We start from the raw sequence: 13,675 nt of genomic DNA, 5'->3' as shown, positions 1-13,675 counted from the left end.
GGCGCACTCTAGGCCGCCCGATCCGGCGTCGTCGGGGGCATTCGCCCACCAGCGGCGCGACGTTCGGAACCCGACACCCCCCGACGACCCGACGCCCGGAATCGCACAAGACGCCGCGCCGCGGCCGCGGAGAGCATCGCCGCCATGAGCAAGCACCCCGTCGTCGTCTACGGCGTGAGCGGCTACACCGGCCGCCTCATCGCCGAGTACCTCCGCGAGTACCACATCCCGTTCATCGCGGCGGGTCGCAACGCCGACCGGGTGCGCCAGGTCGTCGAGGCGATCCCGGGCATGGAGAACGCCGAGTACGAGGTCGCCGCCGTCGACCACACCGTCGAGGCGCTGACCGAGCTCTTCGACGGCGCGAAGGTCGTCTGCAACACCGTCGGCCCGTTCGCCGAGCTCGGCCCCGAGGTCGTCGAGGCCTGCCTGAAGACCGGCGCGCACTACCTCGACACGACGGGCGAGCAGAACTGGGTGCTCGACGCCCGCGACCGCTGGGGCGCGCAGTTCGCCGAGGCGAACCTCCTCCTCTCCCCCGGCATCGCGCAGATGTACACGACGGGCGAGATCGCCGCCCAGATCGCGCTCGAGGAGCCGGGCCTGGACTCGCTCGACATCCTCGTGCTCTGGAAGGGCTTCCCGACGTACGCGTCGACTCAGACGATCTTCACGAACCTCCTCGAGCCGGCCCACTACCTCGAGGCCAACCAGCTCGTGCCGTGGGAGGTCGCCGGCGGCACCGAGCTGCAGGTCCCGGGCCAGCACGAGCTCGCGCTCTCGCTGCCGTGGGGCGGCACGTCGCACCCCGTCTGGTTCCAGCAGGACCACCGCGTCGCGAACTGCCGCGTGCTCGGCGGCCTCTTCGACCGCAACCTCATGAACGGCATCATCCAGATGGCCGGCGCGGTGGCGACGGAGATCAGCAAGCTGCCGCCGGAGCAACAGGGCCCGGCGCTGAAGGCCGAGGCCGACAAGATGCAGTCGGGCATGCCGCCGCGCGAGAACCAGCGCGTGAACCGCTCGCTGGACTCCGTCCACGCCACGGGCCCGCTCGGGCGCGCCCACGTCCTCATCCGGGGCGCCTGCAACTACAAGCAGACCGGCCTCATGCAGGCCTATGGCGCCTACCGGCTGCTGCAGGGCGCGCCGCTGCAGGCGGGCTTCGCGTCCGGCTGCCAGGCGTTCGGCCACCGCGAGCTCCTCGCCGAGCTGCGGACCTTCGGCCTCGCCGCGGCGCCGGAGATCACGCGCGCCTGACGCGCCCCGGGGCGGGCGCGGCGTCACGCCGCGCCGGCCCCGGGCGACGCGCCCTCACGATCCTCCGGGCCGCACCCGTGCGGCCCGCGCGGGCTGCTCGCGTCGCCGGCCGAGGCGGGATCCTCGACAGGGCCGGCGGCGCGAACGTGCCGCGGCCGCCGGCGCCCGGATCCGGGCCCGATCAGACGTCGCCGTTGAAGGCGCGGTGCACGAGCAGGGCGGCCTCGAGCTCGACCCGCCGCTCGCTGACCTTGCGGCCCAGCAGCTGCTCGGCCTGCCGCACGCGGTAGCTCACCGTCTTCTGGTGCACGAAGAGCTCCTGCGCCGCGGCGACGTGGGACTCGCCGTGGGCGAGGTACGCCGTGAGCGTCTCGCGCAGCCGCTCGGTGACCTCGTCGTCGACCGCGAGCGGTCCGAGCTCGGCCCGCGCCAGCGCCCGCGCCCGCGCGCTGTCGGCGCAGAGCACCGCCAGCAACGCGACGTCGCGGTGACGCGTGAGGCCGCTCCCGCCGCGCAGGACGCCGACCCGACGGGCGTCGAGCGCCTCGCGGTGCACGAGGCGGAAGCCGGCGATGCCGGGCGAGACCTCGCTGCGGCCGACCGCCTCCTCCTGGTCCATGAGCCGCTCGACCTCCTCGATCGCCGCGGACTCCGGCGCGCCGTCGCTGCCGAGCCAGACGACCCAGCCGCCGTCGTGGCGCATCGTCACGCTGCGCGCGCGCAGATGCAGGCGCGCGCGGCTCACGAGGCGGGCGACCTCGGCCTCGTCGAGCGTCGGCGGCAGCGCGAGGGCCAGGTGGTGCAGGTCGGGGTCGTACTCCAGCCGCCGCAGCGTGTCGCCGTCGTCGGCGCCGAAGAGCGCCTTGCGCACGAGGTCGTCGGCGGAGACGTCGAGCCCCTGGCGCCGGCGGCGGCGGGTCTCGGCCCAGCGCGTCGCGCTGACCACCGGGCCCATCGTCGTGGCCGCGTCGAGGGCAGGGCCGACGACGAGCCGCCCGGTCTCGTCGGCGGCGATCTCCTCCGCCTCCGCCAGCCGGTCGCGGGGCACGAGGATCCGCGTCGCCGCGTTGCACGCCTGGCCGGAGTTCAGGAACCCGCGGCCGATGCCGTGGCGCACCGCCCGCTCGAGGTCGGCGTCCTCCAGCACGACGCTCGCGGACTTGCCGCCGAGCTCGAGCGCGACGCGCTTGAGGGCGTCGCCGGCGATCGCGCCCACGCGCCGGCCCGCGCCGACCGAGCCGGTGAGCGACACGACGTCGACGAGCGGGTGCCCGACGAGCGCCTCGCCGGCCTCCGGCCCCGTGCCGGTGACGACGTTCAGGACGCCGGGCGGCAGGCCGGCCCGTGCGGCGATCCCGGCGAGCGCCAGCGCGTTGAACGGCGCGACCTCGCTCGGCTTCAGCACGACGGCGCACCCGGCCGCCAGGGCGAAGCCGACCTTCGCGGCGATCTGGTGCAGCGGGAAGTTCCAGGGCGTGATCGCCGCGACGACCCCGGCCGGCTCGTAGGACACCCGCGCCGCGCCGGCCGGCTCGTCCTGGACGAGCGCGCGCGCCTCTCCGGCGGCGCGCCGCAGCACCGCGACCGGGAGGGCGACCTGGACGGCGGCGGCGATCGCCACCGGGGTCCCGACCTCCCGGGCGACGAGCAGGGCGAGCGCCTCGGCGTCGGCCTCCAGCCCGTCCGCGATCCGCTCGAGCACCCCGGCCCGTGCGTCGGCCGGCCACGCCGCCCACCCCGGAGCCGCCGCGTGCGCGGCGCGCACGGCCCGGTCCACGCCCTCGGCCGTGACCGCGGGGACGCTGCCGATCGGCCGCTCGAGGCTCGGGTCCTCGACGAGGATCGCGCCGGCGGAGGGCAGGGCGACCCAGTCGCCGCCGACCGGCAGCGTCGTGACGTCGCCGGGCAGGTCCGGCGTCCCGGCGGCCGGTCCCGACAGGGTCTCCGGCGCGCTCATGCGTGGAACCGGACGGGGAGGCGCTTGATGCCGCGCACGAAGTTCGAGCGCAGGCGGTCCGGCTCGCCGGTGACCTCGATCCGGATCCCGCGCGCGGCGATCCGCCGCAGCAGGACCTCGGTCTCCATCCGGGCGAGGTGGGAGCCGAGGCAGAAATGGCTGCCCCAGCCGAACGCGAGGTGCTTGTTCGGCGTGCGGCGCCCGTCGAAGCGCTCGGGGTCGTCGAACACGCGCGGATCGCGGTTGGCGGAGGCGAACCAGAGGACGACCTTCTCGCCCGCGCGGATCGTCCGGCCGTAGCGTTCCACGTCCTCGGTCGCGGTACGGCGCATGCAGTAGATCGGCGAGGCGAGCCGCAGCATCTCCTCGATGAGCAGCCCGAGCTCGGCGTCGCTCGCGCCGTCCAGGGCCGCGCGCTCGTGGGGGTGCTCGTGCAGGTCGATGGCCCCCCAGGTGACGAGGTTCCGGGTCGTGTCGTTGCCCGCGAACATGAGCAGCACGTAGTACGGCAGCAGCTCGTCGACCCGCAGCGCCTCGCCGCCCGGACGGGCGTGGACGAGGGCGGAGACGAGGTCGTCCTGCGGCCGCGCGCGGCGCTCCTCCGTCAGCTCGCTGAAGTAGCCGAAGAGCTCCTGCCGCGAGCGCTCGACCTCGTCGGCGTCGGCCACGTACTCCGGGTCCTCCTGTCCACCGAGGACGTTCACCCACCGCACGACGTGGTGCAGGTCCTGCGCCGGGACGCCGAGCCACGTGCCGAAGACCTGCAGCGGCAGCTGCTCGGAGACGAGCTCGACGAGGTCGCCCTCGCCGTGCTCCAGCGCGCGGTCCAGCAGCCGGTCGACGACGTCGTGCGCCCGCGCCAGCGCGTGGGCCTCGACCCCCTTGCGGGTGAAGCGGTCCACGACGATCCGGCGCAGCTCCTTGTGCCGGGGCGCGTCCATGTTGTGCATCGACGGCGTGCCCGAGCCCTCGGCGCGCCGGTCCTGGATCTGGGTCCCGCCGGCGCTGGAGAACCGCTGCGGGTCGCCGGCGGCCCACTTCACGTCCTCGTAGCGCGTGAACGACCAGAACCCCCGACCGCCGGGCTCCTCGTTGAAGTGCAGCGGCGCGTCGTCGCGCAGGCGCGCGAACAGCTCGTGCTCGCGCCCCGCGACGAACGCGTCGAGGTCCATGAGGTCGACGTCGTGCGTGGTGGTCGCCATCGTGCTCCCACGCTCGCCGCTGGGACTCCGCGCGCCAACCGCGTCGCACCGACAAGCGCGCGCCCGGTGCTCCCGAGGGGATAGAGCGCGGGCGGCGCTCCCCGCGGGACAACGGCGGCCTCGGCGTCTGTCGACGCAGGCCGTAGGCGGGCCGCGCCCCGGCGCCGACGATCGACGTGCCCGGCCACGACCCGAAGGCGCCCGTGTACCCCGCCGTTCACGCCCAGACGCGACCCGACCACCCCGCGCTCGTCATGTCGGACGGGCCCCGCACGACGTACCGCGAGCTCGAGCGGTCCTCGCGCCGGCTCGCCCGCCTGCTGCGCGAGCTCGGCGCCGCGCGCGGCGACACGCTCGCGATCGTGCTGGAGAACCGGCTCGAGTGGGCCACCGCCATGTGGGCCGGCATGCGGACCGGGCTCTACGTCGCACCGCTGAACCGGCACCTCACCGCGACCGAGCTCGGCTACGTCCTCGGGGACTGCGCGCCGGCGGCGATCGTCACCTCGCGCCGCTGCGCGCCGGCGGTCGAGGAGGCCGTCGCGATCGCCGGGCTGCGCACGTCGATCCTCGTGGCGGAGGAGCTCGACGCGCGGCTGCGCGCCGTCGACGGGGCGCCGCTGGCCGACGAGCGCCTCGGCGCGCGGATGCTCTACAGCTCCGGCACGACCGGCCGGCCGAAGGGCATCCGCCAGCCGCTGCGCGACCTGCACCCCGCCGACGCGCCGCCGCGGCTCGGGCCGCTCGTGGAGCGGATGGGGATCGACGAGCAGGCCGTCTTCCTCTCCCCCGCGCCGAACTACCACGCGGCGCCGTTCACGTTCCTCCTCATCGTCCAGATGCTCGGCGGGACCGTCGTGTCGCTGCCGCGCTTCGACGCCGAGGACCTGCTGCGGGTCGTCGAGGAGCAGCGGGTCACGCACCTGCAGGTCGTGCCGACGATGCTGCGCCGGCTCCTGCGGCTGCCGGAGGAGGTCCGGGCGCGCCACGACCTCTCGAGCCTGCGGGTCGTCGTGACCTCGGGCGCGCCCTGCGCCCGCGAGCTGGAGGCGGAGGCCCTCGCGTGGCTCGGGCCGATCGTCCACGAGTACTACGGCGCCAGCGAGGGCTACGGCCAGACGCACGTCTCGCCGCAGGAGGCGCTCGAGCGCCCCGGCACGGTCGGGCGCGCGCTGAAGGGCGAGATCCACGTCACCGACGCCGACGGCGTCGAGCTGCCTCCCGGCGAGGTGGGGCGGATCTGGTTCGCGGGGACCGACCCCGTCCGCTACCACGGCGACGAGGAGAAGTCCCGCCGCGCGCGCAACGACCGCGGCTGGACGACGATCGGCGACCTCGGTCACGTCGACGAGGACGGGTTCCTCTTCCTCGCCGGACGGGAGAGCCACACGATCATCTCCGGCGGGGTGAACGTGTACCCCGCGGAGGTCGAGGAGGTCCTCGAGGCGCACCCCGCGGTCGCCGACGTGGCGGTGATCGGCGTCCCCGACGACGACCTCGGCGAGGCGGTCCGCGCGGTCGTGCAGCTCTGCGACGGCGCGGTCGAGTCGCCCGAGCTCGCCGACGAGCTCGTCGCGTGGTGCCGCGAGCGCCTGGCCGGCTTCAAGCGCCCGCGCGGCGTCGACGTCGTGGCGTCCCTGCCGCGCACGCCGACCGGCAAGCTCCTGAAGGACGAGGTCCGCCGGCCGTACTGGGAGCGCGCCGGCGTCTGAGCCGCGCCGCAGGGTCGGGTCGACCGGCCGGCCGACCCCCGACCGGGGGTGACGACACCCCGTCCCAGTACCACGGAGATCGCTGGGGTATCGTCGCGCCATGAGCGCGCTGGCGATGGTCGGGACGCCGAGCTACGGCGAGGTGCACGAGGCGTTCCGGGAGAGCTTCCGGACGTTCCTCGCGCGGCACGTGCAGCCGCACGTCGAGGAGTGGGAGCGGGAGGGGATCGTCCCGCGCGAGCTCTACCGGCTGGCGGGCGAGGGCGGGTTCCTCGGCCTCCAGGTCCCCGAGGAATACGGCGGCGCGGGCGTCGACGACTTCCGCTTCAACGCGATCATCGCCGAGGAGGCGCTGCGGATCGGCGCCAGCGGCGTGAGCGTCGGCTTCACGCTGCACAACGACGTCTGCCTGCCGTACCTCCTGGAGTACTGCGACGAGGCGCAGCGCGAGCGCTGGCTGCCGGGCGTCGTCAGCGGCGACATCGTGCTCGCGGTCGCCATGACCGAGCCGGGCACCGGCTCCGACCTGGCCGGCATCGCCACGAGCGCGATCCGCGACGGCGACCACTACGTCGTCAACGGCGCGAAGACGTTCATCACGAACGGCATCCACGCCGACCTCGTGATCACGGCGGTGAAGACCGACCCGTCCGAGCGCCACCGCGGGCTGAGCCTCGTGATGATCGAGGAGGGCACGCCGGGGTTCTCGCGCGGGCGCAAGCTCGAGAAGATCGGCCTGCACAGCCAGGACACCGCCGAGCTCTTCTTCCAGGATGCGCGCGTGCCGGTCGAGAACCTGCTCGGCGAGGAGGGGCGGGGCTTCGCCCAGCTCACCGCGAACCTCCCGCAGGAGCGCCTGTCGATCGCCGTCGCCGGCGTCGCGAACGCGCGCGCCGCGATCGCGTGGACGATCGACTACGTCCGCGAGCGGGAGGCGTTCGGCGCCCCGATCGGCGCCCTGCAGAACACGCGCTTCGTGCTCGCCGACTGCGCGACGGAGCTCGCCGTGGGCCAGGCGTTCCTCGAGCGCTGCATGGACGAGCTGGAGCGCGGCGAGCTGAGCGTCGAGGCGGCGGCCGCGGCGAAGCTCTGGTGCACCGAGCTGCAGGGTCGGGTGACCGACCGCTGCCTGCAGCTCTTCGGCGGCTACGGGTACATGAGCGAGTACCCGATCGCCCGCGCGTACGCCGACGCCCGCGTCAGCCGGATCTACGGCGGCGCGAACGAGATCATGCGGGAGATCCTCGGTCGCTCGCTGCGGCTCGCCTGACCCGGTTCCCGGCGGCGCCGCGACCGGCGGCGCGCGCCAGCGAATGGTGGTGCGCCTCGGGGCGACGGTCGTCAGCGGGCGGTGGCGTTCCAGGCGCGGCGAGCGGCCCGGATGACGGCGTCGTCGGTGCACGCGGCGCCCTGCTCGGCCTTCCGCGCGCGCCCGTCGCTCGTGCTCGTGATCCGGACGACCGCCTGGGCGTTCGGCGTGTTCGAGCACGACCCGGGGCCGAGGAGAACCTCGAAGGTCGCCGTCCCCGGCCAGCCGATCGCGCGGATCGCGCGCGCGGTCCGGCGCAGCTGCGCGGGTCGGTCCGCCAGCTTCGTCGTCGCCGCGACGCCGCGTCGACGCGCGAGGGTCAGCCGCGGGAACCCCGTGGCGGTCTGGCTCTGCCAGCGGATGCTCGGGATCCCGGCCGCCTGGGCGCGGGCGACCCCCGCCACGAGCGCCGCGACCGTCGCGGGGTCGTCGTCGAGCTCGACGTCCTGCCGGTCGTCCGACGACGTCCCCGGCGCGTCGTCGGGCGCCGGCCAGGCGATGTCGAGGCGCCGCGCCCCGAGCCGGTCGAGCGCCGCGATCGCGCGCCGCGCCTCGGCGGCGTCCGGCAGGCGCCCGGAGACGTACCCGAGGTCGGGCTGCGCGAACGGCCGCTCGGCGTCGGGGCCGAGCGCCCGCAGCGCCGCCAGGGCGCGGTCCGGGTCGGCACCGATCGTCCCGCTGAGCGCCGGGAACCGCTTCCCGGACCGATCCCCGAGGCCGGTGCCGTCGCCGCGGTCGGGCAGCTCCACGTAGAGCATGATCGACCGGCGATCGCGCGGGACGGCGGAGGCGACCCCGCGCCAGGCGCGCCCGACATCGGCGATCCCGGAGGCGCCGACGCGCAGCTCGACGCCGGCGGCGTACGCGCGCACGACCGGCTCGCGCCGGGCCAGCGTCGCGCTGCTCGCCGCGGCGAGCGCCGCGCGGACGGGACCGGGGCGCTGGGTCCCGACGTCGCCGATGACGACGGCCTCATCGCCCTGCAGGGTGCCCTGGAGGGCGACCTCGAGCACGTCGACGCTGCCCAGCGCGGGCGCGCCGGCGGGCGCGAGCCGGTCGAGCAGCTCGCGGGCGACCGCGGCGGCGCGGGACCGGCGGGCCACCGAGGCCTCCACCCGGGTGCGCCCGGAGCCGCCCCGCAGCTCGATCGCCTGGGCGCGGCCGCGCAGCCGCGCGGCGGCGACGAGCGCCGGCGCCACCTCCTCGACGGTCGTACCGCGACCGTCGAAGCGCAGGGTCGCGCGGCCGAGGCGCAGCGCCCCGCCGCGGACGTCGTCGGGCAGGGCGTCGAGCGCCGCCACGACGTCCCGCTCGCGGGCACCGGGCCGCAGCACGACGTCGACCGCGCTCCCGTCCTCGGCGACCCGCTCGACGGCCGGAAGGTCGCGCAAGGCCTCGAGCCGGTCGGTGTCGCGCCCGAAGACGAGCCATGCCGCGAGGACGAGGAGGATCACGAGGGTGGCGGCGACGAGCAGCCGCCGGCGGGGGACCGGACGTGCGGGGGACACGCCGTGGACCCTCGCACAGCCGCTCGACTCCGGGTCGCGGAGACCCCGCGCGGCGACGACGCGGGCCGACGGGGCTCGGGCGGGCGGGCCGGGTCGAAGGAGGTCGCGGGTGGCCCGGGAACGACGAAACCCCGCTCGTGGCGGGGTTTCGAGAAGTCCCTTGGAGCGGGAGCGACGGGGCTCGGGCGGGCGGGCCGGGTCGAAGGAGGTCGCGGGTGATCCCGGGAACGACGAAACCCCGCTCGTGGCGGGGTTTCGAGAAGTCCCTTGGAGCGGGAGCGACGGGGCTCGGGCGGGCGGGCCGAGTCGAAGGAGGTCGCGGGCGGCCCGGGAACGACGAAACCCCGCTCGTGGCGGGGTTTCGAGAAGTCCCTTGGAGCGGGAGCGACGGGGCTCGAACCCGCGACCTCCGGCGTGACAGGCCGGCGCTCTAACCAACTGAGCTACGCCCCCTGGGGAACGAGAAGTATGCACGAATCGCCGCGGGCGTGTGGCCCGGCCGGACGACCTCGCGGGCCGGGGCGCTCAGCGACCGGGGTACGGCGCGCGGCGGCCGATGCAGCCGCGCAGCGCGGGGAGGCGCAGGAGCACGGTCTTCACCCGCTCGACCGGTGTCGGCGGCAGCTGGTCGGCGGCCCGCTCCATCGCCTCCAGCGCGCCGCCGTAGTCGCCCGCGCGGGCGAGCGCGGTCGCGAGCGCGCGCAGGTGCCCGGCGCCCGCGCGACGCACGACGCGGTCCGGGACGTGGTCGGCGTGGGCGACGTGCACCCGGTGCAGCGCCTCCGCCAGCGTCCCGACGTCGTGGGTGAGCCCCGCCGCGTGGCGGCGGTAGCGGACCGTCGCGCCGAGGACGCTCACGAGGTCGCTGCCCGACTCCAGCAGCCGCAGCCAGAGGTCGAGGTCCTCCGCCTGCGGGAGCGACTCGTCGAAGCCGCCGACGGCCTCGAGCTCCGCCCGCCGCACGACGGTCGCCGAGGTGCAGAGCGGGTGCAGCTCGTAGATCAGCGGCAGCACGAGGTCGGAGCGGTGCAGCCCGTGGTGCAGCGACCGCCACGCCTCGCCGGTCGGCCGGTCGTCGGCGCCGATGATCTCGGTGTCGCCGCTGAGGATCGCGGCGCTCGGGTGCCGCGCCCCCGCGCGGGCGTGCGCAGCGAGGTGGCCGGGCCCCCACACGTCGTCGTGATCGCAGAACGCGACGTGGTCGACCTCGTCGCGCAGCGCGGCGATCCCGGCGTTGCGCGCGGCGCCCGGGCCGGTCGGCCGGTCGAGGCGCAGCACGCGCACCCGGGCGGCGTGCTCCGGTCGCAGGACGACCGGCAGGCGCGAGCCGTCGTCCACGAGCACGACGTCGGTCGCGGGCAGCGTCTGCCCGAGCACCGCGTCGAGCGTCTGCACGAGGTAGGGACTGAAGCCGCGAACCGCGACGACGACGCCGATCTGCACGGGCTCCGACCCTACCCGCCGCGACGCGCCGGAGCGGGCGGGGCCGGGGCCCGATCGCGGGCGGCAGGCGCGCACGACGACGCGCCGGACCGGTAGCGTTGGGCTCCCGTGGACGCGCCCGCAGACATCCATCCGGAGGGGTCGACCCCGGAGCCCGAGGCTCCGGTCACGGGCGGCGGCGCCGACGCCGTCCCCGCCGACCCACCGGCCAGCGCCGAGCCCACCCCGACGGAGGCCGGTGCGGCCCCGGTCGCCGAGAGCGCCGACGCTCCGGCGCCGGACGCCGGCGCGGCCGCCGCGACCCCGGCCGCCACGGGCGCGCCGTCGGAGGCCGGCGGTCAGGACCCCGTCTCCGCCCCGGTCCCCGAGGGCGCTCCGTCGGGCGACGCCGCCCCGGCCGCGGAGCCCGCGCCGACCGAGCCCGGCGCGAGCACCACCCCGGCCGCGGAAGCCGCCCCGTCGGGCGAGACCGATGCCGCCGCGAGCGGCGCGCCGACCGACGCCGGCGACGCGGCAGCGGACGGCCGCGGCGGCGATCAGCCCGCCGACGCCGCCTCGGCCGCCGACGACCAGACGGCCTCCGGGACGGGCTCCGCCGGCGGCGACGCCCCGCAGGGCGACGGTGCCGGCGAGGGCGCCGACCAGCCGCAGGGCGACGCTCCGGCCGACGGCGCGCAGGCCGGCGGCGAGGGCCAGGGCGACGGCCAGCCGAAGAAGCGGCGCCGCTCGCGCCGTCGCCGTGGCGGCGGTCCCGGCGGTGGACAGGGCCCGCGGCGCTTCCAGTGGGACGAGGTCTTCCTGCGCCAGCGGCTCGACCTGCTGCGCGCGATGGATCCCGACCCCGTCGCGATCGAGTGGGCCGTCGAGAACGCCGGCCGCTTCGACGTCGCCGACATCCTCGCCGGCGAGGGGTCGTCCGGCCGCGAGTTCGGCCGCCGCGCGTACCGCGCCGAGCCGGAGACCGACGACCAGGCCGCCTGGATCATCCTCGCCGCCGTCCGCGCGCGGGACATCCTGCCGGTCGCGCGGCGGGCCGTGTCGGGCATCACCGATCAGCGCGAGCAGGTCCGCACCGCCGTCTCCCAGCTCGGCATCCCGCGCGTCTCGACGGCCCTGCAGGGCGAGCGTCCCGCGCAGCAGGTCTTCGCCGAGCGCGCCCGCCGCGTCGATACGACGAGCAGCGGCGGCGAGGAGCAGAAGGCCGCCTGGGCCCTGCTCTCCCTCGCCCGTCCGCAGGACGTCCAGTACGCGACGCAGCCGCCGCGCAAGCAGCAGGAGCGCCGCGGCGGCCCGGGCGGCCGCGACGGGCGCGACGGCGGCTTCGGCGGCGATCGCCGCGGCCGGCGCCGCGAGCCGGGCATCCCCGGCGGCGTCTACTCCGTCGGCGAGTCCGGCATCGGGGGCGAGCTCGGCGCGAAGCTCCGCGCGGCGCTCGCCCAGGCCAACGGCGAGACCGAGGCCCCGGAGCCGACCGAGCCCGAGACCGCCGCGCCGGCGCAGGACGCGCCCGCGGCCGAGGACCCCACCGCTGCGGCGCCGGCGGAGGCGACCTCCGCCCCGGTCGAGGCCGACCAGGGCGACGCCGCCTCCGCGCCTGCGGAGGACGCGCAGCCGGACGCGCCGTCCGCGCGCACCGAGGCCCCCCAGCTCGACGCGCCGTCCGCCCCCGCCGAGGACGCCCAGCCCGACGCGCCGTCGGCGCCCGCCGAGGACGCGCAGCCCGACGCGACGTCCGCCGCCGCCGAGGACGCGCAGCCCGACGCGACGTCCGCCCCCGGCGAGGACGCGCCGTCGGCGCCCGCCGAGGACGCGCCGGCGACCGGCGACGCCGCGTCGGCCACCACCGACTCGGACGACGCGTCGGCCGCGACCGACGCCCCTGCCGACAGCTGATTCCCGCCTCGGGCGCCGCGCGCGGCGCGCGGCGCCGCGCTGAGCGGGTCCGGGGACGGCCGGGCGAGGCACGCCGATGTCCGTCCACGGTGGGGCGGGACCGCGACGGGGCCTCGGTGTCCCGAGACGGGCGGCCGAGGGCACCGACGCCGGGGGACCAGGCCACCCGGGACGTCCCGCTCCCGCACGCGGGCGACGGCCACGAGCTCTGCGGGGAGGTCGTCGACCGCGGACCGCGCACGAAGGGCGGGCCGGCGGACGGGGACCTCGTCGTCGCCCTGCCGCGGACCCCGCGCCGGTGGGCGGAACCACCCGGCCTCCCGACGGGCGCCGCCGGTCGCGTCGTCGGGCGGACCCGACCGTGACGCCGGCGGGGCGGCCACCGGATCGCCTCGTGCGGTTCGTCGGGCTCGCCGCGCGTTCTCGCCCGAGAACGGCGTTCCGCGCCTCATGCGTGCAGAACGTCGGTCTCGATCCTCGGCCGCCGGCGAGATCGACGTCTCGCACGTCGATCGCGATGGCCTGGGACGCCGTGCGCTCGCCCGCGCACGCGGACGACCGGCACCCCACCTCCCGCTGATGCGCCGCCACTCGCGGGCGAGACGCCGCTCGACGAACCCCCGCGTCGGCGATCCGGAATCCGGCCCCGGGTGGTGCGCGTCGACCGGAGACGACCCGGCGAGCGACCCGCGACCGCGGCGCCCGGACGGACGAGCCGGCGCCCGAGCAGGCGCCAGGCGGGCGAGCCTGGGCCCAAGCAGGCGCCAGGCGGGCGAGCCTGGGCCCAAGCAGGCGCCAGGCGGGCGAGCCTGGGCCCGAGCAGGCGCCGGGCGGGCCAGCCTGGGCCCGAGCAGGCGCCGGGCGGGCCCGCGTCAGCGGGCTACCACTCGTCCGGCGGCGGGACCTCGCGGGACCCGACGCCGCGATCGGCGGTGCCGGCGCGGACGGCGACGGCGTCGACGACCTCCTCCTCGGCCTCCTCGAGCTCCTCGTCGTGCTCGCCGTTGCAGAGGACGCGGAAGTTGCCCGACGTCCCGCCGTCGCAGTGGATCGTGATGCCCGGGAGGATCGTCTCCCCCTCGTCGAGGCCGAGGCGGTCCATGTCGAACGCCGACAGGCCGATCCCGTACGCGTCGTGCGTCGGGTTCTCCCGATCGTGGGCGTTGATCGCCATCTGGAACGCCTGGAGGTTCTTCGCGATCTTCGACAGGTCGGACATGGGTCTCGGACCGAGGCTAGCCCATCCCCGGCGGGACACCAACCGCCGTCCCACGGCGGACGACGTGCCCGCGCGGGCGGTACCCTCGTCGCCCCGGGCGCGTAGCTCAGTTGGCCAGAGCATCCGGTTTACACCCGGAAGGTCGCCCGTTCGAGCCGGGCCGCGCCCACTA

At 76.7% G+C, this 13,675-nt stretch carries 9 protein-coding genes and 2 tRNA genes; 5 read left to right on the top strand and 6 right to left on the bottom strand.

All coding sequences use genetic code 11. From position 1 onward, the window contains the following. Positions 1–144: 144 nt before the first annotated feature. Positions 145–1,260: a DUF5938 domain-containing protein gene (locus SK069_RS09835; protein ID WP_319954044.1), complete on the top strand. Its 1,116-nt coding sequence runs from the start codon at positions 145–147 to the stop codon at positions 1,258–1,260. 181 nt (positions 1,261–1,441) lie between these two features. On the opposite strand, the gene SK069_RS09830 is transcribed toward SK069_RS09835, so the two are convergent. Further along, on the bottom strand, positions 1,442–3,217 hold the full coding sequence (locus tag SK069_RS09830; protein ID WP_319954043.1) for an aldehyde dehydrogenase family protein: 1,776 nt from the start codon (positions 3,215–3,217) through the stop codon (positions 1,442–1,444). Continuing rightward, positions 3,214–4,419 carry a cytochrome P450 gene (locus tag SK069_RS09825; RefSeq protein WP_319954042.1) on the bottom strand — a complete coding sequence of 402 codons (1,206 nt, stop codon included), beginning with the start codon at positions 4,417–4,419 and terminating at the stop codon, positions 3,214–3,216. The genes SK069_RS09830 and SK069_RS09825 overlap by 4 nt, the downstream gene beginning before the upstream one ends. A gap of 176 nt (positions 4,420–4,595) precedes the next feature. Between SK069_RS09825 and SK069_RS09820 the strand changes: the two genes are divergently transcribed. Both SK069_RS09820 and SK069_RS09815 read left to right on the top strand, forming a co-directional pair. Further along, positions 4,596–6,131 carry an AMP-binding protein gene (locus SK069_RS09820; protein WP_319954041.1) on the top strand — a complete coding sequence of 512 codons (1,536 nt, stop codon included), beginning with the start codon at positions 4,596–4,598 and terminating at the stop codon, positions 6,129–6,131. A gap of 100 nt (positions 6,132–6,231) precedes the next feature. Next, entirely contained in the window at positions 6,232–7,401 is a 1,170-nt protein-coding gene (locus SK069_RS09815) for an acyl-CoA dehydrogenase family protein (protein WP_319954040.1), read from the top strand. Between the two features lie 71 nt (positions 7,402–7,472). Here the strand turns inward: SK069_RS09815 and SK069_RS09810 are convergent, their stop codons facing one another. From SK069_RS09810 to SK069_RS09800, 3 genes are all read right to left on the bottom strand, one after another. Then, positions 7,473–8,948: a hypothetical protein gene (locus tag SK069_RS09810; protein WP_319954039.1), complete on the bottom strand. Its 1,476-nt coding sequence runs from the start codon at positions 8,946–8,948 to the stop codon at positions 7,473–7,475. A gap of 379 nt (positions 8,949–9,327) precedes the next feature. Beyond that, positions 9,328–9,401 (bottom strand) — tRNA-Asp (locus SK069_RS09805). 72 nt (positions 9,402–9,473) lie between these two features. Further along, a complete protein-coding gene (locus tag SK069_RS09800) occupies positions 9,474–10,391 on the bottom strand; it encodes a glycosyltransferase family 2 protein (RefSeq protein WP_319954038.1) in 918 nt (305 codons plus the stop codon). Positions 10,392–10,499: 108 nt separating this feature from the next. Here SK069_RS09800 and SK069_RS09795 point away from each other — a divergent pair, with 108 nt between their 5' ends. Next, entirely contained in the window at positions 10,500–12,284 is a 1,785-nt protein-coding gene (locus SK069_RS09795) for a hypothetical protein (protein ID WP_319954037.1), read from the top strand. Between the two features lie 880 nt (positions 12,285–13,164). Here SK069_RS09795 and SK069_RS09790 read toward each other — a convergent pair. Further along, on the bottom strand, positions 13,165–13,503 hold the full coding sequence (locus tag SK069_RS09790; protein WP_319954036.1) for a hypothetical protein: 339 nt from the start codon (positions 13,501–13,503) through the stop codon (positions 13,165–13,167). Between the two features lie 95 nt (positions 13,504–13,598). Here SK069_RS09790 and SK069_RS09785 point away from each other — a divergent pair. After that, positions 13,599–13,672 (top strand) — tRNA-Val (locus SK069_RS09785). The last annotated feature ends 3 nt before the right edge of the window (positions 13,673–13,675 follow it).

The organism is Patulibacter brassicae, from assembly GCF_033949425.1.
GTDB lineage: Bacteria > Actinomycetota > Thermoleophilia > Solirubrobacterales > Solirubrobacteraceae > Patulibacter > Patulibacter brassicae.
Note: the sequence above shows the minus strand (reverse complement) of the source record. Positions and strands in the feature narration are given on the sequence as shown.